This is a genomic window from Paenibacillus sp. AK002 (genome assembly GCF_053903045.1).
Genome location: NZ_CP096377.1, coordinates 6,703,898 through 6,727,415 on the forward strand (window position 1 = coordinate 6,703,898; position 23,518 = coordinate 6,727,415).

Consider the following 23,518-nt stretch of genomic DNA (forward strand, 5'->3'; position numbering starts at 1 on the left):
ACAGACACACCTCTCATGAAATGGTCGGGTTCATAACCGCCATGTTCATAAGAGGTGTGTTTGTTACTGCTATGCGTGTTGTGTATCAGTCAGACGTCCCGGGTTCATGCTTCTCCTGCTCCCGGATCTGCGAGCCGTCGCTCAGCGTGATCCAAGTGTCGAACTGCCGCTCTCCTTCATGCAGGCGAATGACCCTTGCCCCCCGGAGCATGCCTTCACGGCCATATGTGCCATACCCGGTCGCTCTGCCGTAGCAGAGGCGGATGCCGTGCAGTTCACCCCAATAATCATTGATGTGATCATGTCCTGCGAACGTTCCCATCACATCCCCTCGCTCGAGCATCGCCGCGAACAGCCCGGTATTCACCTCCGGACAACACACCCTCTCAAACTTGCTGCCATAACACGTCTTCCGCTCCCACACCTCGCGATACTCCGGCAGCGGGATATGAAAAAAAGCCAATGACGGCAGCGGGTTCCCCTGATGCTTGACGCTGTATGCCCGGGACGCCATTTCATACCACCGGATCTGGTCGCGCCGGATCCAATCGTACCCCGGAACGGCAGGGTGTTCGGACTCTCTCCCTGAGTCGAAGAAGTACAAAACGGCCGCCGTCTCTTCTCCGTTGCTGCCGTATAAAGGCAGCGTATAATTTCCTACGCCATGAATATCCGGCGAGCCGTGCTCTGCGCAGTTATAAGCGTGCTGCATGGCGACATCCATCAGCTCTTCGCGCGTGATCTCGCCCTCCGTATCGTGATTCCCGAATACGAAGGCCCAGCGGATTCCGCGGGACTCCACCGCAGACACGGCATCCTTGAAGGCCTGCCCCGGATCCTGGCACTTTCTATAACCGGTGTCGGCTTCGCCGGAATAAATAAGATCGCCCGTAAACACCACCAGATCGGGCTGCTCCAGGTCGAGCACCGTCTCCATGCAGCGCCGGCTCATCAGATCCTCCGGCTCCCCATTCTTCCAATGAATATCTGTAAACTGCACGATCTTGAAGGTATGATCGTCTCCGAATCGAAGAATCGGCTTCATCGCACATTGCCTCCTTTACTTGGACATGTGGTTTTCATGTTGGTTGTTGTGGTTTTATGTGTATATTAGAGGAGGAAATGCCCAGAAGTCAATGATTTTTGTTGACATCGTCAATTATCCATCCTAATATAAGATCGAATCCACAACTTCGGTCATCATCAGTCATATATCACATGGAGGCGAATGCATTTATGTCCGTAACCTATGAGGAGCGCAGAGGGAAGATTTTGAATCAATTAGAGCTTGAAGGCAAGGTGAAGGTCCACGCCTTGGCAGAACAGCTGGAGGTATCCGCCGAAACGATCCGGAGGGATTTGGACCGGTTAGAGAAAGAAGGCCAGCTGCGCAAGGTTTACGGCGGCGCCGTCAAATCGCGTTCCGGGCATATCGAGCCGTCCTTTACCAGTCGTTCCCAGACATGCGCGGAAGAAAAAGCCGCGATCGGCAAACTCGCCGCCTCCCTTGTCAAGGATGGCGAAACCGTTCTGCTTGATAACGGGACGACCACGATTGAGGTCATGCGCTATCTTAAGGACCGGCCTCATGTCACGGTCATCACCCATTCGCTGCCTATATTGAACCTCGCGATGGAGATGTTTCAGGGGAGGATTATTTTTATCGGCGGAGATATGGACCGGAACAAGCAAGCGTCAACCGGTCCTCTTACCGAAATGCTGCTGGAGCAGTTCAAGGTAAATAAAGCGTTTATCTCGGTTGGCGGGATCTCGTTAACCGATGGCATTACCGATTATGATCTGGACGAAGCCTACATCTCGCGAAAAATGCTTGCGCGTGCGGAGGAAGGCATCGTTCTCGCGGACCATACGAAGCTTGGGGTAACCACGTTCTCGAAGCTCGCCAAGCTGGATGATATCTCCATGGTCATCACGGATCAAGGATGTTCACGGGAATGGATGGATAATCTGTCCGCTCGCGGCATCGAAGTGCTCATAGGGCAATAGCTGATGGAGCTGCTGTCACTGCTGCTGGTGCTGTCTTCCGGACTGACCCATGCCCTTTGGAATCTGTTTACGAAGCGAAGCATTCATAAATCGGTATTTCTGTGGTGCATCCACTCCGTCACGTTAGTCTTTCTGATGCCTTATTTTATCGTGGAGATGTCGGGGCTGCGGCTGGAACTGCCCGTTTACGGTCTTATGCTGCTGTCCATGACCATTCAAGGCTGCTATATCACGCTGCTCTCCAAAGCCTATACCCATGGCGACATGTCTCAAGTGTATCCGTTCATGCGGGGGCTTGGCGCCATGTTGACTTCGCTGTGCAGCCTCGTGTTGTTTCATGAACAATTAAGCACGGCAGGCTATATGGGGCTGAGTCTTATCATTTTTTCGCTGTTTGCTTTATCGGGTTTGAGGCTCAGGGGCCAATCCAGCGTAAACCCCAAAGCCTTGCTATATGCTTGTCTGGTCGGGCTTTGCATTTCCGGGTATACCCTGACCGACAAAGCCATTCTGGATGCAGGGGTCTCCCCCGTCTCGCTGATCCAGTTATCCAACATCAGTTACTTCATCGCCCTGGTCGTTCCCGTGGCGCTGTCCAGGCAGCTGAAACGGGAATGGTCGGTGAACTGGCGCACGATTCTGCTGGGCTCCATCCTGGCACCGGGTTCATATTTGCTGTTCCTGTTTGCCATGCGGCTCACCCCGCTTGCGCACATTGCGCCGGTCCGTGAAATCAGCACGGTGTTCGGCACCGTTCTGGGCATCATCGTGCTGCGCGAACAGCAAGGCTGGCGGCGAATCGTCATGTCGGCGCTTATCACGATAGGCATCATCACGATTGCCCTATGGGGGTAGGAATCGTCTGCATGAATTCACGAAGATCAAAATGTTCATACCGAGGAGGATCTATCGATGGCTAACCGTGTCGTTATTCTTGGAATTGATGGAGCAGGGGGGTTCATTCAAAACGCGGATGCTCCGAATATTCACGCTCTGCTGAAGGCAGGAGCATACTCTTACGATGCACAGACCGTATATCCGAGCATTAGTGCCGAATGTTGGGGCTCGTTGTTATACGGCGTAAAACCGGATCGACATGGTCTTGATAATGACCGGGCGATTCACGGCAGTATTCCGGAGGACTTCCCCTATGCCTCGCTGTTCAAGCTGGCTCGCCGGCAATGGCCGGATGCCCCCTTGTCTGCATTCAGCTGCTGGGCACCGATCAACACGGGAATCATTGAGAATACGATTAACGTTCATATGGAATCCAAACCGGACCCCGAGCTGGCGGAGGCCATCGTCGATTATATTCATCAACAGCCCGATTTCAAGCTGATGTTCATTCAGCTGGATCACCCCGACGGCGCCGGCCACAAGCACGGATTCGGTACGGATCAGCAGCTGGAGCAAATTGCCGTAACCGATCAGTACGTAGGCATGATAGTCAAAGCACTCGATGGTCAGCGGCTGCTGGAAGACACCTGGATCCTTACGGTCACGGATCACGGCGGAGGAGGCGCACATCCTAACGATCACGGAAGCGATCACCCCATGGATATGACCATTACTTGGGGAATTACGGGCCCAGGCGTAAAGCCCGGCCTTATCGAAGCACCGATCAGCATCATGGACACGGCCGCCGTCATCGGTCAAGTACTGGGACTGCCCGCTCAGCCTTGCTGGGAGGGAAAAGTGCCTGAAGGCATACTCTAACTCCAAATAAAAAGCCGGCGTTTACGCGCCGGCTTCTTCTGTACAAAGGACTTCTCCCGTTGTCTTGATGTCCGCAAACCATCTTAGCGTTGCATTCACGTGATCGATGATCTGCTGCGCCGTTAACGCCGAATTGTTCCAGGTGCTGTGGGCATCGGACACCAGCGTGACATCATAACCCAAACTGGATGCTCTCCGGCAGGTGGTATCCACGCATAATTCGCTCTGCATGCCCGCAAGGATTACATGCTCGATGCCCTGCCTCTTCAATTCCTCCTCAAGCGTCGTATGGTAAAAGGAATCCGGTCTTGTCTTCTGAATGACGGTATCCGACATCGCAGGCGTGATCTCCGGATTAATCTTCCACGCCTCCGAACCTGCCATCAACCCTTCGTCATTATGCTGGATGTAAATAACAGGAATGCCGCCGCTTCTGGCTTTTGCGATCAGCTGCTTGAGATTGTGGAGCAATCGATCTCCTTCGTACACCGGATCATTTACTTGAAACATCTCATTCTGCACATCAATGACCAACAGCGCGCTCTTCTTCAACTATAACAACCTCCCGTACAGATCATAATCATCCCTTCCCATTATAGAACGTTTGTTCCTAACTTGTATATCAAAATTTGTGTCTCATTCTTAAGGAAGGAGTACCCTTCCACGCAAAAAAAGGAATCCGCTTTTAAGGGGACTCCTTATCATGGCTGATCGCCCCTCCGGGTCGCTATAAGAGCAGTGATGGTTCCTCTCCGCTACTCTTCTTTGACGCTAATCCGAGGGTTTGCCGACTTCTTTAAGTTATACTGATGGAGCTTTCTCATGGTCTTGTAAAGCTGCTGTAGTTCTTGATCATCCAAAACATCAAACATGGAGGTTTGAAAATCCGACAGCAGCGGGATAATTTCTTCCAGCAAGGCTTGTCCCTTCTCGGTTAGCGAGATGTACTTCACCTTCCAATCCTGCTTGCGGACAATCAGGCCCAGCTTCTCCAGCCGCTTCACCATGTGGGAAACGCCGCCGCCGCTGATGGACAGATATTCGGCCAGCTCCTGCTGAGATAGAGGTTGGTGGGCCATGACCTGGATCAGCACGTCGAATTGGGCAACGGTAATGCAGAAAGGCTGCAAAAACTCATTCGAGATGTGATTGCCGATCTGCTGAAATCGGGTGATCCGAATCCATGACAGCATGGCTAACCGGTTCTCCTGATGAAATCCCAATTGCTTCATAGATCCCATTGACCTCCTCTATCGTAATCACAGTCAATTTATCACTCAAATGATAAGCTGTCAAATCATGTACATAAAGCTGATACCAGCCAGCATCAAGGCTGCCAAGATGCGATATGCCAAGGGTCAGCATGATTACGGGAATAATAAATGTACCGGATGCAGGTCCAACCCGCTGAATACACATAACTTCATATTTGATATATCAAATACTCCTGACTATTGGTCAAAAGACATACCATTTAATCGATATTTCAGTGCTTATCATCTCTATTTAGCGGCTCGGCGGACGTTTCATTCCGAAGTATGACCAGGGGGACTATCACTATAATAAACGTGATTATGTAAAAAAACCTAATACATACTGAGTTTTTTACTCGAGCGTTTTCCCATACTCAAACCATAACAACCGTATCTTCTTATTCAAATACATCTTTAAACTTTGACATTCTCCCTGCAAAATGATATATCAAATTTAGCGAGGTGATCTCATATGGAACAAATTCCACTATATCAACACATCGTCAACGCTCTAACAGCCAAGATTGAATCCGGGGAGCTTCAGGCTGGAGACCAGCTTCCGACCGAAGCCGAGATTTCGAAGGAATATAAGGTCAGCCGGATTACATCGAAGAGAGCGCTGAACGAGCTGGAGAATGCCAAGCTGATTTACCGGATCCAGGGCAAGGGGAGCTTCGTGAGCGACGCTAAGGCTGATCACCGTCCATTGAGCAAGACAGGCAAAGAGATTCTGCTGATTCTCCCGTTCGCCCATAATCCGGGACTCGGCGATTACGAGAAAGGCATCAACGAATATCTCGCAACGACCGACTATAGCTTGAACATTCAGTCCAATACGATTGTCGGGCAGCGCAAGCTGTTGGAGTCTGCGTTTCAAAGCGCCCATTCGGGATTGATCCTCTACCCGATAAGCAGCATCTCGGATCTTGGCATTCTGTATCAATATCACCTGGCAAAGTACCCGCTTGTGACGATGGACAAGTGCATTGAAGGCATCCCCTTCCTCTCGGTCGTCTCCGATAACTTTGGCGGCGGATACCAAGCCTCCAAACATCTGATCGAGAACAATCACAAAAAAATCGCCTTTATCTCCTCCTTGAAGGTAGAGAATTCCTCTTCCATCCGGGAGCGGTATTTCGGTTACTTGAAGGCTCTGTATGATTACAGCCTGATCGATTACAGCGTCAATGACTTGACCGACCGTTACTTAACCCATGACCACGACAACGGCAGAGAATACTATATTCAGTTTATTCAGTCCGTCGTGAACCAAGGAATCACGGGGATTGTGGCAGAGAATGACCTCATTGCGATCGAGATCATTCAAATCGCCAAGGAGTTGGGCTTGTCCGTTCCGGACGATTTCTCCGTGGTCGGTTTTGACGACATTCATCTCGCGAGCTTCGTTGAACCCAAGCTGACCACCATATCGCAGGACTTTGGACAGATGGGATATCAGGCTGCACGGAACCTCATATCCCTCATAGAGCACCCTCTGGAACACCCTCTTGAGAATGTGGTGATTCCCGTTCGGCTCATGGAACGCCAGACCGTGAAGAAGTTATAATCCGCCTATTCCTCAATAACAAAGGAGACTTTTACATGCTGAACTATGTCGATACCAGACAGGGCACCAACAATCAATATACCTTTTCCAACGGGAATGCACTCCCTTACACGGGTGTGCCGTTCGGTATGAACCACTATGTCGTGCAGACCAAAAACGAAGGAAGCTGGTTCTTCAACCCCAATGACCGCATCTTCCAAGGCATTCGCCTGACGCACCAGCCGAGTCCGTGGATGGGCGACTTCGCCCACTTCCTGATGACTCCGATCGCAGACGACAAAATCAGGGGCTCCGTCTTCACCTGCCAAAGCTCCTATCGACCGGAGGAAGCGATATTCAAGCCTTATTATCTCAAAGTGAAGCAGCAGCGCTACAACATCACCACGGAGCTGGTACCGAGCTGCTATGGCGCGTCGCTACGCATCAAATATAATTCCGGGCAGCAGGCTGGCCTCGTGCTAAACGTCCATAACCAAAGCGAGTTCCGGGTGGATGCTGCCCAGCGCAAAATTACCGGTTATGTCAGCAACTTCGCAGACTGTCACGATAAAGGATTCCGCATGTACGTGGCCATGAGCTTCAGCAAGGACATGGATCTCTCTGCGACCGGTTACTACGACGCCGAAGGCCAGTTCTTCCCGGAGATCGCTTTCGTCAATGCGGACCAGCATGTCGTCATTCGCTTCAAGGACTGTGAAAAGGGCACCCTGGATGTTAAGCTGGCGACCTCTTTCATCAGCCAGGAGCAAGCGGAGCTTAATCTGACGCGCGAGCTCGACACAACCTTGGACGAACAGAAAGAATTGGCGGCGGAAGCCTGGAATCATTACCTGAACAAAATCCGGGTCTCTCACTCGAACGAGGAATATATGCGCACTTTTTATACCTGCCTTTACCGCATGTTCTTGTTCCCGCAAAAATTCTATGAGCTCGATGCCAATATGGAGCCGGTTCATTACGACACAACGGCCCGATCCGTCAAGAAGGGCGTGCTCTATACCAATAACGGCTTCTGGGATACTTACAAAACCGTATATCCGCTCTATTCCATCATCGCGCCGAAGGAATATGAGGAGATGCTGGAAGGTTTCCTGAATTCTTACCGCGAGACCGGCTTCCTACCAAAATGGCTGTCCCCGGATGAGCGCGGACTGATGCCGGGCACGCTTATTGACGCGGTCATCGCGGATGCGGCGGCTAAGGGACTCGCCCAGCACCTGCTGCCGGAACTGCTGGAGGCCATGCTGACCGCAGCCACCACGCAGAGCGGACAGAATTGCTATGGACGTCAAGGAACGCTGGACTACATCAAGTACGGTTACGTTCCGAGCAGCTATCATGAGAGCGTAAACCATACGCTGGATTACGCATACAGCGACTACTGCATCAGCCGCGTGGCGGATGTGTTGGGCCGGTCGGACATAGCCGCGCAGTACAGACAAAGCGCGCTCAACTATCAGAATATTTTTGATGCGGAGACCGGCTTCATGCGGGCCAAGGATCAGAACGGCCAGTTCCGTCCGAATTTCAACGACACGAGCTGGGGACTCGATTATGCCGAGGGAAGCGCTTGGCAAACCAGCTTTGCCGTATTCCAGGATTTCCAGGGATTGATCGAAGCGTATGGTTCGAAAGAACGCTTTTTCGACAAAATTACCGAATTGTGCAACAAAGCGCCAGACTTCGACGTCCGGGGCTACGGCTTTGAAATTCATGAGATGAGCGAGATGGCCGCCATCGATTATGGCCAGCTGGCGATTTCCAACCAGCCGAGCTTCCATATTCCTTATCTGTTCAACTATGTAGGGCAGCCTGCATCATCCCAGGTGATCCTCAAACAGCTGATGTCGAACCTGTTCAACAGCGGCTTTGATGGTTTCCCTGGCGACGAGGATAACGGCAGCATGTCCGGCTGGTATGTGTTCAGCTCCATGGGCTTCTATCCGGTATGTCCGGGCAGCAATGAATATGTGCTCGGGATCCCGCTGTTCGACAGCGTGAGCATTGAGCTGCCTAACGGCAAACAGATGTTGATTCATACCGATAACAACAATCCGCAGTCCAATTTCGTGGCGAACGTGCAATTGGAAGGACAGGATTACACTAAACTGTACATTACGCATGAGGATATTCTGGCAGGCAAAACCCTCGATTTCCGTCTTGGATTGGCTCCAAGCTACCGTCATTACAGTGCGGAGGAACTGCCGTTCTCGATATCGAAGAAGTAAGAGCTTAAGCTTAACTCGTATCATAAGGGCATCCCATCAGGTCAGCGGCCTGGGGGATGCCCTTTTTTTGCGTCTCCGGCTGTTCCGTCATCGTGACATAATCGGGGTCTTCAGCCGAATGGTCTCCCTTCTCTGATATTGAAATAACAGGAATTTTCAAGATCGCCTCGGGTAACAATACACATGATTCGTACTATGAGCCAATTGCTAAGAAACTGCGGGGTGATTATCGTTGTGGTCCGTCATTGTGTCTTATATTCCGAAGTGGACGATTTTTTTCCAAGCCTTTCTGCTCTGCTTTGTCCCCGTCGTGATGCTGATGTTCGCCAAATGGTTTCACAAGTCTATCAATTCAAGCTTTTCCTTAAAGCCTAACATCCCCTCTTCACCCATGAGGGAGGATAGCGTTTCGCCGGACGCTCCCCTAACGGGACTTTACGATACGGACATCACGTCGGTTCGCCAAGCGATCGGCGGCAATGCGGACGTGGAATTCAGGGAATTTACGATACGGGGCACGCGAACGCGGGCGGTCGTCGTATATGTGGACGGATTGCTGGATAGCGACCTCATCGACACCCATCTGATAAGACCCCTCATGCTGGAGGGAGTTCCGGAAACGGAGCACGACAACTTCAATCGTTCGAGCGATGCCATCAAAGCCTACATCAGCAGCCAAATGCTGCCTGTATGCGAGATCAAGCATGTCCAACAATTATTGGATCTCGTACAAGCCGTTCTTGCAGGCACGCCCTGTTTATTGGTCGATGGGATGCAAGGAGCCTTTTTGGTGGGGTCGGCCAAGGGAAAAAGTAGAAACATAGAAGAACCTCTATCGGAAGCCCTTCTTCGGGGTCCCCGTGTCGGATTTACCGAGAGACTATCAGACAATACAGGCTTGCTAAGGCTTCATGGAAAAAATGAAAGTCTTCAGCTCACCCGATTCGAGGTCGGAAACCGGGTAAAAAAAGATCTGGTCGTCGCCTACATGAAGGATATCGCCGACCCCAAGCTGGTGGATGAAGTCGTTACGCGCATCCGGAAAATCGAAATCGACGACCCGCTTGAATCGGGATACATCGAGCAATTGATTGAAGAAAACGTCATGAGCCCTTTTCAGCAAATCCAAAATACCGAGAGACCGGACAGGGTCATCGGCGCTTTACTGGAGGGGCGGGTAGCCATCCTGCTTGACGGCACGCCCTACGCGTTAATCGTGCCGGTCACGTTCAGCATGCTGCTCCAATCTCCTGAAGACTATTACGAGAGATGGATATCGGGATCCTTTGTCCGCTTACTGCGCTTTCTCTCCGCCCTTCTGGCGCTGCTGGCACCCGCACTGTACATCTCGTTTATTTCGTTTCATCCCGGGCTGATACCTACCAAGCTGGCGTTGACCATTATCGAGACGAGGCAGGGCGTGCCCTTTCCCTCGATCATCGAAGCGCTCATCATGGAGATCGCCATTGAAATTTTGCGCGAGGCCGGGATCCGGCTGCCGAAACCCATTGGACCTGCGATGGGCATCGTAGGCGGTCTGATTATTGGCGATGCTGCCGTAAATGCCGGAATTGTCAGTCCGTTTCTCGTTATTGTCGTGGCCGTAACCGCAATCTCTTCCTTCACGATCCCGGTCTACAGCGCCGGCATTACACTGCGCGTCCTCCGATTTACCGCGATGTTCTTTGCGGCCGTGCTCGGGTTGTTCGGCGTCGTGATGTTCTTCCTTCTTCTGTGCTGTCATCTGGTCAGATTGAAGAGCTTTGGCGTGCCTTACGTAAGCCCCATGGTACCGTACGGCATCAACGACTTGAAAGATTTCCTCATCCGCTTCCCCTTGAAGGTGATGAAGAAACGTCCCCAGCTGTTAAAACCGCAGGATCCCGATCGCCGAAACTAATCATTCCAAGCACGAAATGAGGTGAGGACCATGAGCAGCTCCCGTTTACAGACCAAAGACCAAATTACCACTTCCCAGGCTGCCGTCATGATCATTAACTACATGCTGGGCGCCGGTATTCTCACGCTCCCGAGAACGACGGTAGAGGCTGCCAAAACCCCGGATGTATGGATATCCATTCTGATCTCCGGCATGATCATCATGCTGGTCGGATTCATCGTCGTGAGGCTAGCCCGCAGATTTCAGGGAAAAACCTTTTTTCAATTCGTGCCCGAAATCACCGGTAAATGGGTGGCCTTCCTGTTGAGCTTGCTGGTCATTGCGTATCTCATTACCATTTCTGCTTTTGAAATCCGGGTGATGGCGGAGGTTACGGGGCTATACCTGCTTGAGGGCACGCCCGTATGGATCATCGTGATGACGTTTATGTGGATCGGTCTGTATTTGACCACAGGGGGAATCAACTGCATCGCCAGATTGTACGAGATCATTTTGCCCATTACGCTGTTGTTCTTCATCATTGCAATTCTGCTGAGCAGCAGCATATTCGACATTAAAAATTTAAGGCCAGTGCTTGGCTCGGGCATCATGCCCGTGCTGCAAGGGATCAAACCCTCGCTGTTATCGTTCACCGGTTACGAGATCATGTTTGTTGCCATGGCATTCATGAAGTCGCCCAAGAAAGGCACCAAAGCTATGATCGTCGGCATTACGGTTCCCATGTTGATTTATTTGATCACCGTCATCATGGTCATTGGCGGGCTCTCCATTCATGGCGTACAGAAGAGAACCTGGCCCACGCTTGATTTAATGCGGAGTTTCGAGATGCAGGGCTTGATATTCGAGCGCTTTGAATCCCTGCTGCTTGTCATCTGGATCATGCAAATATTCTCGACCTTTACGGTCGCGCATTACGCGGCATCGTTAGGCCTCTCCCAGCTGATGAAGAAGAATATACGCCCCTTCCTCTTCATCATGCTGCCGGTCATCTTCCTGCTCGCCATGATCCCGAAAGATGTGTCGGAGACGTTCAAGCTGGGAGATACCGTAGGTTATATGTCGATTTATTTATTCGGAGGACTGCCACTCATCCTATTATTGATCAGCAAGGTCCGCAAGAAAGGGGGGAAGCCGAAATGAACAAATATTCCCGACATGTGTCGGTAGTAACGGCCAGCATCCTGATGCTGCTGACAACCGGCTGTTGGAGCAGCAACGAGATCGAGGATGTCAGCGTCTATGTAGGCTTAGGACTGGATGCAGCGAATGAATCCCGATTCGAACGGGAGATCAACAAACAAGGAGCGACCTACCCCAAAAGGAAAGTGCTGACGGCGACGGTCCAGATCGTACCCCCGATTACGGGAAAGAGTGAGAAACAAGGCGGATCCAGCTCGTCATTGCCAAGCAAGGCTTATCTGAATGAACAATTAACGGGGGATTCCCTCATTCAGATCTTCCGCCAATTTTCGTTGCGACGAGACCGTCCGCTGATCGGCCACCATCTGAAGGTCATCGTCGTGTCAAGCGAACTCGCCAAACGGTACAGCCTGGAACAGATCCTTGATTTTATTCTCCGGGATAATGATATTCGCCCCAGCTGCCTGGTAGTGGTGAGCCACCGGAGTGCACTTGAAGCGTTGAGCTCCACCGAACCCGGGGAGATCCCAGCTTTCTACTTGATGGGTCTTGTGGATAACCGCTATCGTTCCAACAAAATCCTTCCCCCGATGTCACTCATAAAGCTGGATAGCACCATGCAATCGGGAGAAAGCTTCCTGCTGCAAAATGTCGTTACCGCCGAAAGCGAGCATAAATTCTCGGGTGCTGCCATATTCAAAGGCAATACCAAAAAATTCATCGGGGAACTAAGCCAGTATGATCTGGAAGGCTTATCCTGGATCATGGAGGACGTGAAGGGAGGGGCACTGAAAACGTACGCTCATAAGACAGGACATACCGTTATTTATGAGCCCAAAAATTCCCACAGCACCATTATTCCCAAGGTTCAGGGAGACGAAATATCATTTCATATCAAAATTCGTTCAGAAGGCAGGTTAATCGAGGATTGGAGTTTTCCGGAGAAGCCCTCATCCGGGAAGTACATCAAGGAAATGCAGCAGGCATTTGAAGAAGAGGCCCGTAAACAAATCCAACAGGTTCTGGATAAAATGCAGCATGTCTATCATGTAGACGTAGGGGGCTTTGGCGATCAGATCCGAATCAAATATCCGAAACTATGGAAAAAAGTAGAAAAGGATTGGGACGAAACCTTTAGCCATATCCCCATTACGTATGAAGTCGACATGAAGATCACGGACTTCGGTTCCTCAACGGATTAAACGAGCGCTGACGATAGGGTCAGCGCTCTCTATGTCTGCTTGCATTTACACCAGAAACATCGCAACGACTGTGGTAACGGCAAGACCCAGCAGCACCGGCTTCAGATTCCGTCTTGCCAGCTCAAACGGGCTGACTCCGCAGATGGCTGCAGCCGGGATCAACGCCCAAGGAATGAGCGTGCCGCCGCCTACCCAGATGGCGGCAACCTGGCCGAGCGCCGTCAGGGTAGCAGCCCCTGAACCGATGGCCGTAGCAAACAGCTGCGCGATTGAGCCGGCGAGCGATATGCCGGAAAAGCCCGAACCGTCCAGACCCGTAATGGCACCGGTGATCGTCAGCGTCACCGAACCTACCGCGCCATTCAGCGGTACCGCATTCGCAAGGGCAACCCCCAGGTCGTTCACGATCCCATGGGATGCGTCCGGAAGCACCTTACCGAACAGCTCGCTGAACGCAGCATCCCCTAGATAAAAGAAAGCCGCAATGGGGATGACGGGGCCGAACACCTTAAATCCGAACATGAAGCCCTCGATCAAATACGAGGTGACCTTCTCCAAACCACGGTTGCGATGAGCGACCAGCGCAATGACGCCGAGGATCAGGACGGCTGTTCCGCCTACCAGGGCCGTCGCATCTCCGCCTTGCAGCTTCAAGATGAACATGGCCGCGACGTCTGCCGCGAACAGGAGCAGGATCGCAATGGCCAGCCATTTTTTCATGCCGGGCGAAATGGCGGCAACGGTATCATCCTCATCGGTACGCGTGGTCAGCGCGTCCCCCGTGCTTTTGATGGAGACCAATCCATCCCTCCAGCTGCCATTACGCTGATCTCTCTTCATCATCCAAAATGCCGCCACGGTCGTTACCAGTCCCATCACGATCACGAGCGGCACACTCGCGGCCATGACGCTGGATACAGGCAATCCGGCTGCATCGGCAGTCAATTTAGGCGCGCCTTGGATGATATAATCGCCCGATAGCGCGATGCCGTGCCCGAACAGATTCATCGCCACGGCCGCTCCCAGGGCAGGCAAGCCGACCCGGATGGCAACGGGAAGCAGGACCGCCCCGATTAACGCCACCGCCGGTGACGGCCAGAAGAAAAAAGAGGTGACCATCATGATGATGCCGATGCCCCAGTAAGCCATAGCCGGAGTACGGAGAAAACGGGTTAACGGGGCCACCATCGTCTCGTTGATCCCCGTCTTGATCAAGACCCGGCTCATCGCCACGATAATGGAAATAATCATGATCGTGCCCATCAGCTCTTTGGTCGCAAAGATGAACGAGTTAAACACACCGGAGACGGATCCGCTCAGCGTCTCCGTTGCCAGAATGCCAAGCGCAAATATACCGGTGATGCAAACCAGCGTCGTATCGCGCCGCCGGATCAACAGCGTCATGATCAATACGATAAACGCCAGGTAAACCCAGTGAATCGCGGTTAAATGAATTCCCATATGAAGCCACGCCCTTTCCCAGGCAGCAGGTTTTGTGTGACTACATCTTATGCATGGGCCTGGGCGAGGGTTCATGACCCGTACTTATCATACGCTTACGGATCTCCGGGAAGGGTGTGGTATAGTGAATGCAAGCCCCTGCTTTGCGTTAAAGGAGTTGAAGACATGTATACCATTCTGATTGTGGAAGACGATGAACGAATCGCGGATAAACTAAGGTCGGCGATCTCCAAATATGATTTCAACGTACGGATCATCGAAGATTTCAACCGCGTGATGGACATTTTTGCGGAGACGATGCCGGATCTGGTTCTGCTGGACGTCAATCTGCCGAAATACGACGGATTCTACTGGTGCCGGCAAATCCGCACCCAATCCCACTGCCCGATCATCTTCATCTCGGCACGCGATAGCGGCATGGACCAGATCATGGCGCTCGAAAACGGGGCCGATGATTATATTACGAAGCCGTTTGACATGGAGCTTGTCCTGGCCAAAGTCCGCAGCCACCTGCGCCGCGCGGTCGGCGCCTATGCCTCCGGCCAGGAGGAGGAGCCTATCGTTGAAAGCGCCGGTCTCCTCCTGTATCCCGAGCGACTCCTCGTGACCTATGGAGACCGATCGGCCGAGTTAACCCAGAAGGAAGCTGCCCTGCTGACGATGCTCATGGAAAAATCTGGCCGCGTAGTCAGCCGCGAACGGCTCCTAGACCTCATGTGGGAAGATCAGCACTTCATTGACGACAATACGTTGAATGTTTATATAACGAGGGTTCGCCGCAAGCTTCGTGAACTCGGAGCCGGGGATCTCATCGAAACCGTCCGGGGAGCAGGCTACCGGTTCATGACAGGCAAGGAGACCCTATGAAACTTTTTTTGAGGGAGCACCTCCCGCTCATGCTGTTTTTTGCCGTTCAAATGCTGCTTGTCCCCCTGCTATACTGGCTTGCCGGTGAAGGCAGACCCTTTACTGTCGTGCTATACGGGGTACTGTTGAGCAGCGTCGTGCTGCTGGCCTATCTGGTGTACCGGTATCTCTCTCATCGCACGATGTACCAAGAGCTTTCCAGCCAGGAACTTTCGGAGGAGTTCTCCAATCCTCCTCTGGGCGATGCGCCGCTGCCGGAAGCGATCCACGAGCGGATCAGCCATTATGAACGCTTATACCGGGAACAGCTGCATCGGCATCAAAGCGGAACCGACCAGCATCTGGCCTTCGTCAACCGCTGGGTTCATCAGATGAAGACCCCGCTGTCGGTGATTCAATTAACGCTCGATGAAGTCGAAGAAGCACCCGCCGAACATATACGGGAAGAGCTTGAACGAATACGCAAAGGTCTCGAAATGGTGCTGTATACCGCACGCCTGGACCGGTTCGAGCAGGACTTTGCGGTAGAAGCCGTCGGACTCCGTGCCGCGGTCAGCGAATCCGTCGTGGAGAGCCGAAAGCTGTTCATTCGCAAAGGGATTACACCGGTGTTTCACATCGATGATCGGATCTCCGTCTACACGGATGCCAAATGGTTTCGATTTATGCTGGGTCAAATTCTGACAAACGCCGTGAACTACTCCGGCAGCCCCGGCAAGAAGATTCAATTCACTGCAGAAGAAGCAGGGAAACACATCAAGCTTCGTATCCGCGATGAGGGGATCGGCATTGCACCGGAGGACATCAACCGGGTATTCCATCCTTACTTCACCGGCGAGCGCGGCCGGCAATATCATGAATCCACCGGCATGGGCCTGTATCTAGTCCGTGAAATCGCCCATAAGCTTGACCATTCCGTCGAACTGGAATCCACGCTCGGTGAGGGAACGACCGTTACCTTAACGCTGCGTACTGCAGCAATCCAAGGCACATCTTATTCGTAGGTGTGCCTTATTTACCATGGGGCGGTTAAGCTTAAACTTCATGCCGGCATCTCAGGATACGAACAGAATATACGAACATAACCTTATGGCAAATGTAAGCTCCGTTTCACCTAAATCCATAGCAGGAGCATGTCGGTATGCGATAGAGTTAGGCTACACTGAGAGGTTGTTCAAAAAATTCGCCTTTGGATAAGAAAACCAATCGAGGCCAATCAAGGATGAGCGACCGCGATTCAAAGGTAGGTTTTCTTGCGATATAGAATTTCATCAGCTCTGCTGATAACGAATAAATTCTATATCTAACACGAAGGGAGTCAAGAAGTAACTCGGCATCGAATCTTGAATTCAGCCGGGCCTAAGCAGATGCTTCCGAGGTATGTTTCCTGCGGAAACATTTCAGGTGCTCAAGTACCCAAAACGTACGCTCCGCTCCTCACTCCCTAGTTTCATCCCAACCTTCTCGGTGCTGAAAATCCGACTTTTTAACTCGCACAATAACAAGGTTATAGAAAGGAGCCTATGGATTTATGGATATTCTTGAAGTAAAGGCTTTAAACAAAGTATATGCGGGCAAAGTGGCGACACAAGCTCTTACCGATATTCATCTCACGATCAAAGAAGGAGAATTCGTCGGCATCATGGGGCCGTCCGGCAGCGGCAAAACCACCCTGCTGAACATGGTATCCACTATCGACCGTCCAAGCTCGGGCGAGGTCAAGATCGGGGGCAGCAATCCTTACCAAATGAAAAAAAGCGAGCTCGCCCACTTCCGCCGGAGGCAGCTCGGCTTTGTATTCCAGGATTTCAATCTGCTCGACACGCTAACGGTTGCCGAGAATATCGTGCTCCCGCTTACGCTGGACCGCCGTCCGCTCAAGGACATGGAATCGCTGCTGCAGCAAACCGCTTCGCCGCTTGGCATTCGCGAAATTCTGAATAAACGCGTGTACGAAATTTCGGGGGGACAAAGGCAGCGCACCGCGATTGCCCGGGCGATCATCGGCTCGCCCCTGTTGCTGCTTGCGGATGAGCCTACGGGAGCGCTCGATTCCAACTCCTCTCGGATCGTGATGGAGTCGCTCTCCGAGATCAATGAGCGGGATCGTACCACTTTAATGCTGGTTACGCATGATCCCCTGGCCGCAAGCTATTGCAACCGCATCGTTTTTATTAAAGACGGCAAGCTTGCCGCCGAGATTCACCGCGGAGAGAACCGGCAGGCCTTTTTTCAAAAAATCATCGATACGCTATCGTTCTGGGGAGGGAATACAAGTGAGCTTTCCTCAATTCGCGTTTAATAACGTCCGGCGGAATGCTCGCCAATACTTCGCTTACCTGCTGAGCAGCTCATTCATGGTCATGATTTTCTTTACGTACGCGGTATTCATCTACCATCCGGCCATCGAGAATTCGCCCATGGGCGCGATGACGCGTACGGGAATGACAATTGCCACGGTGATCGTCTATGTGTTTGCCTTCTTGTTCGTGCTGTATTCGATCAGCGTATTCCTGAAGTCGAGAAATCGGGAATTCGGCATTCTGACGATTCTGGGAGCGGAAGCCAAGCAGATCAATTGGCTGATTTTCCTGGAGAACATTCTGATTGGCGCCATTGCCATCGTAACGGGCATCGCCAGCGGAATGCTGTTATCCAAGGTGTTCCTGCTCATCAGCACCAAGGTGATCGATATGGACGAGCTGCCGTTCTATTGGCCCGTCAAAGCGATGCTGCTGACCGCAGGTGCGTTCGCTGCGCTGTTTCTCGTCATTTCGCTTTTTACCTTATTATTTATCCGGAAGAATCAAGTTCTGGAGCTTCTCAAAGGCACCAGCAAGCCGAAAACCGAACCGAAAGCCAATCTGTTCCTGGCCCTCTTAGGCGTGGTGCTGCTTACCATCGGCTTTACCGTCCTTCGTGTTAAAGCGTTAGACCCTGCGGGATTGATAATTGCTGCGGCAACCGGAATTATGGGCACGTATTTCTTCTACTCCCAGCTATCCGTGTGGATTGTCCGCATGCTGCAGCGAAGTCGCAGGACCACCTGGAAAGGAACAAACCTGCTGTGGATTTCCGAGATGAGTTACAAGATTAAGGATAATGCCCGCATGCTGTTTCTGGTCACGGTTGTGGTAGCACTGGCTTCCATGAGCACCGGTTTCGTACTGGCCATGCAGAAATCGATCAAATCGGTATATTTGGATAACCCGTACGCGCTTAGCTACAGCTACTATAACAATGACGACGAGACTAAGGTGCAGGAAGAATTGGCCCTGATTGAAAATCGTCTGCAGACAGAAGGGCTGGAGTATAAACGGGCGGAGGTCGGAACCATCTACTATCGCTTGTCAGCGAATGGGGAGGACTCCTTACACATCATGCCGCAATCCCAATACGACCGTTTGGCTGCTATGTTGAATACTGAGCCGGCCGGGACACTCGGCAAGAATGAAGCCTTATTGGCGGAAACCCCGAATGCAGCGAAGAAGAGTAAAGGGAAGCAAACCGAAGCAGATATCGAACTATCCGGCCAGCCCTACTCCTTCATCTTGGAGAATCGCACAGACCGGATTGCGGCTTTGGTATATAGCGGCAGATTGCTGGTCGTTACGGACACCATGTTTGAAGAGCTGAGGGGCGGGAACAAAGAAAATGAAATCAGTGTGAGTCATACGTATCCGTTTATTCTTCCCGATTTCCAAGGACTCCCCGAGAAGGATGATCCCGAAACCAAGCTCGGCCTTGAGCTGTCGGAGTGGAACGGAAGTGCAATCAGAGAAGGTTATATAGAATCCAGGGCGGAGAACTATTACGTCAATAAACAGGGATTTTCGTTATTCAGCTTTATCGGGGTGTTTGTCGCACTGATCTTCTCGATCTCAACCGCAAGCTTCCTGTATTTCAAACTGCATACGGAGCTTTCGGCCGATCAGGCGATGTACCGTTCCCTGTCCAAGATCGGACTCAGCGTGCGCGAGATGAACATCTCCGCAACCATTCAGATTGCCGTGCTGTTCTTTATTCCCATCCTGGTTGCAGCCCTGCAGTCATTGGTCGTGCTCGACCCGATTCTAGGCTACCTGGATGTGCCGAATGTAAACGGACCTGTAATGGCAGCCTCATCGGCATTCTTAGCCGCCCAAATGATATATTTCCTGATCGCCAGAGCCCGTTATATTAAATCCGTGAACAGGATGATGGTGTGATCATGCATGCAGGACAACACGACGCCGCGACTCGGCATCGCCCTGCGCTTGAAAAGACACGCTTGCACTTTTTGGACCAATTCAGGGGGTTTGCCCTCCTTGGACTGCCGTTTGTCAACGTGTTGGGACTCTGGCTCATCCACGCACCCGAAACGGCAGCTGATTATTGGCTCCAGCGAGGACTTAACTTTTTTGTGGAAGCCCGATTTTATACCATCTTCACGTTCCTGTTCGGACTTGGATTCTACATGTTTCTATCACGAAGCGCTGCAACGGGTGGAAAGCCAAGACTTCGGCTGTATATTCGCCGGTTAGCGATTCTGGTGCTGATCGGCCTCATCCATCAGCAGTATCAATCGGGTGAAGCATTATTCTATTATGCGGTTGTTGGCCTGCTTGCGGTTCCTCTCTACTGGGCTCCGCGGAGGGTTAACCTTCTCATCGGATCGGCGGGGTTTGTTCTGGCGGCCGTTATGGGCGTCAAACTCCTCACCATCCCTTTCCTGATCGTGTTTGGTCTAGCTGCAGGCCAATATCGATTAATAGATGCGATCAACAAGGGATTAAGCTTACGCTCGTTGCGCATGATTTGGATACCGTCTCTGTTAGGAACGATTTTGGCCATCGGCGTCATGTGGCGGGTAGCGCCTTCCGAGCCGATGCCATCGTTTCTGTTCGAGGTAGCAGGCGAGTCGCCGTCACCAACCATGGAAGCCGCCTTCACTCTGGCACATATCGGGGTGGCGACAGGCCCTCTCGTATCCGTATTTTATCTAAGCTCTCTCTTAATGCTCGGGCGTACCCGCGTAGGTGCGAAGATGCTGCATCCGTTACAGGCATACGGACGCATGGCGCTTACCAACTACATTGGGCAAACCGTCATTCTGGTAGGCATTCAGCGCTTCATGCTGAACACCACACCGACGACTTATGTCGTGTCCACGTTCGTTTCCCTGGGAATTGTGTTCTTCCAGATCATAACCAGCCATCTGTGGATGCGTTGGTTCCAATACGGCCCTTTGGAATGGTTGTGGCGATGCGGCACCTATTGGACCCTCGTGCCGATTCGCAAACAAACAGGAGACCTTTAGGTCCCCTGTTTGTTGGTTTGTCTTTGCCCGATGTCGGAATCGATGTTAATCCTTAATTTCGGAAGCCGCCGTGCTGCAGGTTCTCCAAGTATTCTCCCCACGCTGCTGCCCAGCTCGATCCGCCATTCCTCCTACCTCATCCGCCGCTCTAAACGCCGTATTTCCTCCTCGATCACAATCATACCCGCCTCGATCCGGGGTTTCTCCACCCCGATGATACATAACCGAATCCGGTCATTGCGCTGATTCTCAGGCAGCAGATGTTGATCCACGTTCGTAACCGAGATACCTCTCTGCAGCAAGCGATCCTGAAGTGCGGATGCCTTTACATACTGGGGCAGCCGGATGGTGATGAACACGCCGGAGGAGGGGCACGTATAGTGAATGCCGCTGCCGAAGACACGGGCACATACCTCGATGGCATAGCGCATCTTCTCCCGGTAATGCTCCCGGATGCGGGCTGCATGGCGCTTGTACATGCCGCTCTTGATATAAAGTTCAAGCGCGCCTTGGGAGAGGATCGGCGACGATATGTCCGCGGCGTTTTTATGCCTAATAAATGGATCCAACAGCCGATCCGGAAGAAGGACGGCGCCCATTCGAATGCCTGGCAGGATCGTCTTCGAGAAGCTTTTGACATAGATGACATGGTCCGACTGAGCCAGTGCGTACAACGGGTCCGCCTTCGAATCCACCTCCAGGTCCGCCAGATAATCGTCCTCCACGATATAGACATCATACTGCCGGGCGAGATCCGCGATACGCCTCTTCTGCTCCAGCGAATACGAGGTGCCTAACGGGTTGAGGAATCGCGGCACCGTGTAGAACAGCTTAATCTGTCCGCTGCGAAAATAAGACTCCAGCACCTCCAGGTCGATGCCATGCTCATCCCGATGGATGCCGATCACCGGGCAGCCTGCAACGCGCGCCGCCGCCAAGAAACCGAAATACGTCGGCTGCTCCACCAGGACCACCCGTCCCTCACCCGGGAAAGGCATGCGCGTCAGGATCGAGAAGGCCTGCTGAGCCCCGGTCACCACAGCGATTTGATCAGGTTTAGCAAACATTTGCTGTGCGTGGAAATACCTGCTCAGCTCGTTCCTTAACGAAAAGATCCCCTGTGGATCGGTGTAACCGAACAGCTCCTCCTTGTATAAGGAAATCGCCTTACGCAGGCAGTGCTCCATCTCCTGAAACGGCAAAAAATCGCCCCGGGGCGTCGTTGAGGCGAAATCAATCGGCTCGCTTTCCGTCCGCGCAGAGGCGGGGCCCTTCCCCTCCACGAGATAGTAACCGCTCTTGGGCACCGGGTAGATGACATCATCGCGCTCCAAGGTCTGATACGCACGAACGACCGTATTGGGACTGCAGGAGAACATTTTGGCCAAGGCTCTGACCGATGGCAGCTTATGACCTGATCGGATATGCCCCCTCTCCACTTCACGGATCATATGGGCAACAATTTGTTCGTGCTTCGTGTCCATCCCGCTTATCCCCCTGTATTGATACAGTTGCTCTAAATTGTCCTGTTCATTTCCGATTCCATGATTAAAATTAGCTTATTGCATGACATAGCGGAAGTAAAGACTTGGGAGAGGGGCTGACGGGGCTGCGATGAAAAGAGACCGGGGTTATGCATGGGTCATTCTCATATTTCTATGGATGCTAGGGTTTGCGGCGGCCATCAGCCGGTTTGTCATGTCTTATTACCAGCACGAAATGGCAAGGGATTTAAGCGTCGACCTCACCTTTATCAGCTTCACCTGGTCCGTTAACATTGCCGTTGCCGCCATCTGTTCTCCGCTCGGCGGATGGTTGACCGATCGATACGGTCCCAAAAAAATGATGCTCCTGAATGCCCTGTTTGGCGTGATGTCCATGATGACCGTGCTTACGTTTCGTCATCCGGCGGGATTCTTCCTGGGGCTCGGGCTGCTCTCCGGCCTCTCCGGCATGGCTGCAAGTACAGGTTATGTCGTGGTCACAAGCTGGTTCAGCCGCCATAAAGCGAAGGCACTCATGATCATGACCAGCGCAAGCTCGCTCGGCCTGGCCATACTGACGCCTCTATTTGTCAGCAACCGGGACTGGCTCGATTGGACAACGGCATTCACTTTCACCTTATGGATCACGCTTGTATCCATACCGCTCACCTTGCTTATCATGAAAGAACGAAAGCGCGAAGAGCACGAAGCCGGCCCCTCCGCTGCTGAATCGCCCCCATCGGCTGGGAGGCCACGGATCCTTCCGATCGCCAAGGAGATGGTAACCAGCCGCACCGTACTTCTGGTGGTCTTCGCTTTGTTCACATGCGGCTTCGGCATGGGAACGGTTGAAATGCACCTGATGGCCATCCATCGCCATCATCAGATCAGTCCGGTAATGTTCACGTCCTCACTGAGTATTCTCGGTTTGCTTGAGCTGACAGGCGGACTGCTGTTTGCCTTCCTCCTGGACCGGATGTCGAGGAGTTTGGCCTTGTCCTTCCTGTACGTATTTCGAATCGTGGCCTTTATGGTGCTGTATCTGCACTTCAGCGCCTCTCCGATCCTCTTCTCGATCATCTTCGGAGCCAGCTATTTAGGAGCCATTCCTGGCGGTATTCTGGTAGCCGGCGAGGCCATGGGCCATCGCTCCGTTGGATTGCAGGCCGGAACGCTGCTTATTTTCCATCAGGCGGGCGCCGTTCTCGGCTCCTTCTCCGGCGGATTCCTGTATGACCTTACGAACAGCTACCAAGCGCTGATCGGGATCAACCTGATATTCAGCGCTCTGTCGGCCATGGGCTATTACCGGATTCATCGTGCGTCGAATCGAAGGCGTTCCGTTCCAGGTCAGCCGGGCGGCGCCAGCTTAAAAAAATCACTATAGGCAGGTG

The 23,518-nt window shown here is 52.3% G+C and carries 19 protein-coding genes; 14 read left to right on the forward strand and 5 right to left on the reverse strand.

What is annotated here, in order from left to right; all coding sequences use genetic code 11:
* Nucleotides 1–85: 85 nt before the first annotated feature.
* On the reverse strand, nt 86–1,045 hold the full coding sequence (locus tag M1D70_RS30260) for a metallophosphoesterase family protein (protein WP_009592713.1): 960 nt from the start codon (nt 1,043–1,045) through the stop codon (nt 86–88).
* A 191-nt stretch (nt 1,046–1,236) separates the two neighbouring features.
* Here M1D70_RS30260 and M1D70_RS30265 point away from each other — a divergent pair, with 191 nt between their 5' ends.
* From M1D70_RS30265 to M1D70_RS30275, 3 genes are read left to right on the forward strand one after another with little or no spacing between them, the layout of a single operon-like run.
* Nucleotides 1,237–2,007: a DeoR/GlpR family DNA-binding transcription regulator gene (locus M1D70_RS30265; RefSeq protein WP_456288702.1), complete on the forward strand. Its 771-nt coding sequence runs from the start codon at nt 1,237–1,239 to the stop codon at nt 2,005–2,007.
* Between the two features lie 3 nt (nt 2,008–2,010).
* The gene (locus M1D70_RS30270; RefSeq protein WP_456288703.1) at nt 2,011–2,862 is read left to right on the forward strand and encodes an SMR family transporter; all 852 of its coding nucleotides are present in this window, start codon (nt 2,011–2,013) and stop codon (nt 2,860–2,862) included.
* Between the two features lie 57 nt (nt 2,863–2,919).
* Nucleotides 2,920–3,723, forward strand: a complete 804-nt coding sequence (locus tag M1D70_RS30275) for an alkaline phosphatase family protein (protein ID WP_456288704.1) — start codon at nt 2,920–2,922, stop codon at nt 3,721–3,723.
* A gap of 21 nt (nt 3,724–3,744) precedes the next feature.
* On the opposite strand, the gene M1D70_RS30280 is transcribed toward M1D70_RS30275, so the two are convergent.
* Both M1D70_RS30280 and M1D70_RS30285 read right to left on the reverse strand, forming a co-directional pair.
* Nucleotides 3,745–4,275 carry a cysteine hydrolase family protein gene (locus tag M1D70_RS30280; protein WP_009592733.1) on the reverse strand — a complete coding sequence of 177 codons (531 nt, stop codon included), beginning with the start codon at nt 4,273–4,275 and terminating at the stop codon, nt 3,745–3,747.
* 203 nt (nt 4,276–4,478) lie between these two features.
* Nucleotides 4,479–4,955, reverse strand: coding sequence for a MarR family winged helix-turn-helix transcriptional regulator (locus tag M1D70_RS30285; RefSeq protein WP_456288705.1), 477 nt, complete (start codon nt 4,953–4,955; stop codon nt 4,479–4,481).
* Between the two features lie 493 nt (nt 4,956–5,448).
* On the opposite strand from M1D70_RS30285, the gene M1D70_RS30290 reads away from it, so the two are divergent.
* From M1D70_RS30290 to M1D70_RS30310, 5 genes are all read left to right on the forward strand, one after another.
* Nucleotides 5,449–6,543 (forward strand): GntR family transcriptional regulator, encoded by a 1,095-nt coding sequence (locus tag M1D70_RS30290; protein ID WP_456288706.1) that lies wholly within the window; start codon nt 5,449–5,451, stop codon nt 6,541–6,543.
* 35 nt (nt 6,544–6,578) lie between these two features.
* Complete coding sequence (locus M1D70_RS30295) at nt 6,579–8,771, forward strand: GH92 family glycosyl hydrolase (protein WP_456288707.1); 2,193 nt, start codon at nt 6,579–6,581, stop codon at nt 8,769–8,771.
* 232 nt (nt 8,772–9,003) lie between these two features.
* On the forward strand, nt 9,004–10,671 hold the full coding sequence (locus tag M1D70_RS30300; protein ID WP_456288708.1) for a spore germination protein: 1,668 nt from the start codon (nt 9,004–9,006) through the stop codon (nt 10,669–10,671).
* A gap of 30 nt (nt 10,672–10,701) precedes the next feature.
* Nucleotides 10,702–11,811 (forward strand): spore germination protein, encoded by a 1,110-nt coding sequence (locus tag M1D70_RS30305; protein ID WP_456288709.1) that lies wholly within the window; start codon nt 10,702–10,704, stop codon nt 11,809–11,811.
* Nucleotides 11,808–13,013, forward strand: a complete 1,206-nt coding sequence (locus M1D70_RS30310; RefSeq protein WP_456288710.1) for a Ger(x)C family spore germination protein — start codon at nt 11,808–11,810, stop codon at nt 13,011–13,013. Before M1D70_RS30305 ends, M1D70_RS30310 begins: the two co-directional genes overlap by 4 nt.
* Before the next feature lie 45 nt (nt 13,014–13,058).
* Here the strand turns inward: M1D70_RS30310 and M1D70_RS30315 are convergent, their stop codons facing one another.
* Nucleotides 13,059–14,474: a hypothetical protein gene (locus tag M1D70_RS30315; protein WP_009592732.1), complete on the reverse strand. Its 1,416-nt coding sequence runs from the start codon at nt 14,472–14,474 to the stop codon at nt 13,059–13,061.
* 165 nt (nt 14,475–14,639) lie between these two features.
* Between M1D70_RS30315 and M1D70_RS30320 the strand changes: the two genes are divergently transcribed.
* From M1D70_RS30320 to M1D70_RS30340, 5 genes are all read left to right on the forward strand, one after another.
* Complete coding sequence (locus M1D70_RS30320; protein ID WP_456288711.1) at nt 14,640–15,341, forward strand: response regulator transcription factor; 702 nt, start codon at nt 14,640–14,642, stop codon at nt 15,339–15,341.
* Nucleotides 15,338–16,345, forward strand: coding sequence for a sensor histidine kinase (locus tag M1D70_RS30325; RefSeq protein WP_456288712.1), 1,008 nt, complete (start codon nt 15,338–15,340; stop codon nt 16,343–16,345). Before M1D70_RS30320 ends, M1D70_RS30325 begins: the two co-directional genes overlap by 4 nt.
* Nucleotides 16,346–16,872: 527 nt before the next feature.
* Nucleotides 16,873–17,643, forward strand: a complete 771-nt coding sequence (locus M1D70_RS30330) for an ABC transporter ATP-binding protein (protein WP_456288713.1) — start codon at nt 16,873–16,875, stop codon at nt 17,641–17,643.
* Nucleotides 17,618–19,549 carry an FtsX-like permease family protein gene (locus M1D70_RS30335; RefSeq protein ID WP_456288714.1) on the forward strand — a complete coding sequence of 644 codons (1,932 nt, stop codon included), beginning with the start codon at nt 17,618–17,620 and terminating at the stop codon, nt 19,547–19,549. Before M1D70_RS30330 ends, M1D70_RS30335 begins: the two co-directional genes overlap by 26 nt.
* A 2-nt stretch (nt 19,550–19,551) precedes the next feature.
* The gene (locus tag M1D70_RS30340; protein WP_456288715.1) at nt 19,552–20,640 is read left to right on the forward strand and encodes a DUF418 domain-containing protein; all 1,089 of its coding nucleotides are present in this window, start codon (nt 19,552–19,554) and stop codon (nt 20,638–20,640) included.
* A gap of 131 nt (nt 20,641–20,771) precedes the next feature.
* Here the strand turns inward: M1D70_RS30340 and M1D70_RS30345 are convergent, their stop codons facing one another.
* Nucleotides 20,772–22,124: an aminotransferase-like domain-containing protein gene (locus tag M1D70_RS30345; protein ID WP_456288716.1), complete on the reverse strand. Its 1,353-nt coding sequence runs from the start codon at nt 22,122–22,124 to the stop codon at nt 20,772–20,774.
* Between the two features lie 130 nt (nt 22,125–22,254).
* Between M1D70_RS30345 and M1D70_RS30350 the strand changes: the two genes are divergently transcribed.
* The gene (locus M1D70_RS30350; RefSeq protein ID WP_456288717.1) at nt 22,255–23,511 is read left to right on the forward strand and encodes an MFS transporter; all 1,257 of its coding nucleotides are present in this window, start codon (nt 22,255–22,257) and stop codon (nt 23,509–23,511) included.
* Nucleotides 23,512–23,518 lie beyond the last annotated feature (7 nt).

Bases quoted from the DNA above. Each gene is read 5' to 3' on its own strand.
- M1D70_RS30310 (WP_456288710.1), top strand. From the start codon at position 11,808: ATGAACAAATATTCCCGACATGTGTCGGTAGTAACGGCCAGCATCCTG.
- M1D70_RS30265 (WP_456288702.1), top strand. From the start codon at position 1,237: ATGTCCGTAACCTATGAGGAGCGCAGAGGGAAGATTTTGAATCAATTA.
- M1D70_RS30260 (WP_009592713.1), bottom strand. From the start codon at position 1,045: ATGAAGCCGATTCTTCGATTCGGAGACGATCATACCTTCAAGATCGTG.
- M1D70_RS30295 (WP_456288707.1), top strand. From the start codon at position 6,579: ATGCTGAACTATGTCGATACCAGACAGGGCACCAACAATCAATATACC.
- M1D70_RS30270 (WP_456288703.1), top strand. From the start codon at position 2,011: ATGGAGCTGCTGTCACTGCTGCTGGTGCTGTCTTCCGGACTGACCCAT.
- M1D70_RS30275 (WP_456288704.1), top strand. From the start codon at position 2,920: ATGGCTAACCGTGTCGTTATTCTTGGAATTGATGGAGCAGGGGGGTTC.
- M1D70_RS30315 (WP_009592732.1), bottom strand. From the start codon at position 14,474: ATGGGAATTCATTTAACCGCGATTCACTGGGTTTACCTGGCGTTTATC.
- M1D70_RS30320 (WP_456288711.1), top strand. From the start codon at position 14,640: ATGTATACCATTCTGATTGTGGAAGACGATGAACGAATCGCGGATAAA.
- M1D70_RS30330 (WP_456288713.1), top strand. From the start codon at position 16,873: ATGGATATTCTTGAAGTAAAGGCTTTAAACAAAGTATATGCGGGCAAA.
- M1D70_RS30340 (WP_456288715.1), top strand. From the start codon at position 19,552: ATGCATGCAGGACAACACGACGCCGCGACTCGGCATCGCCCTGCGCTT.
- M1D70_RS30350 (WP_456288717.1), top strand. From the start codon at position 22,255: ATGAAAAGAGACCGGGGTTATGCATGGGTCATTCTCATATTTCTATGG.
- M1D70_RS30305 (WP_456288709.1), top strand. From the start codon at position 10,702: ATGAGCAGCTCCCGTTTACAGACCAAAGACCAAATTACCACTTCCCAG.
- M1D70_RS30345 (WP_456288716.1), bottom strand. From the start codon at position 22,124: ATGGACACGAAGCACGAACAAATTGTTGCCCATATGATCCGTGAAGTG.
- M1D70_RS30285 (WP_456288705.1), bottom strand. From the start codon at position 4,955: ATGAAGCAATTGGGATTTCATCAGGAGAACCGGTTAGCCATGCTGTCA.
- M1D70_RS30325 (WP_456288712.1), top strand. From the start codon at position 15,338: ATGAAACTTTTTTTGAGGGAGCACCTCCCGCTCATGCTGTTTTTTGCC.
- M1D70_RS30290 (WP_456288706.1), top strand. From the start codon at position 5,449: ATGGAACAAATTCCACTATATCAACACATCGTCAACGCTCTAACAGCC.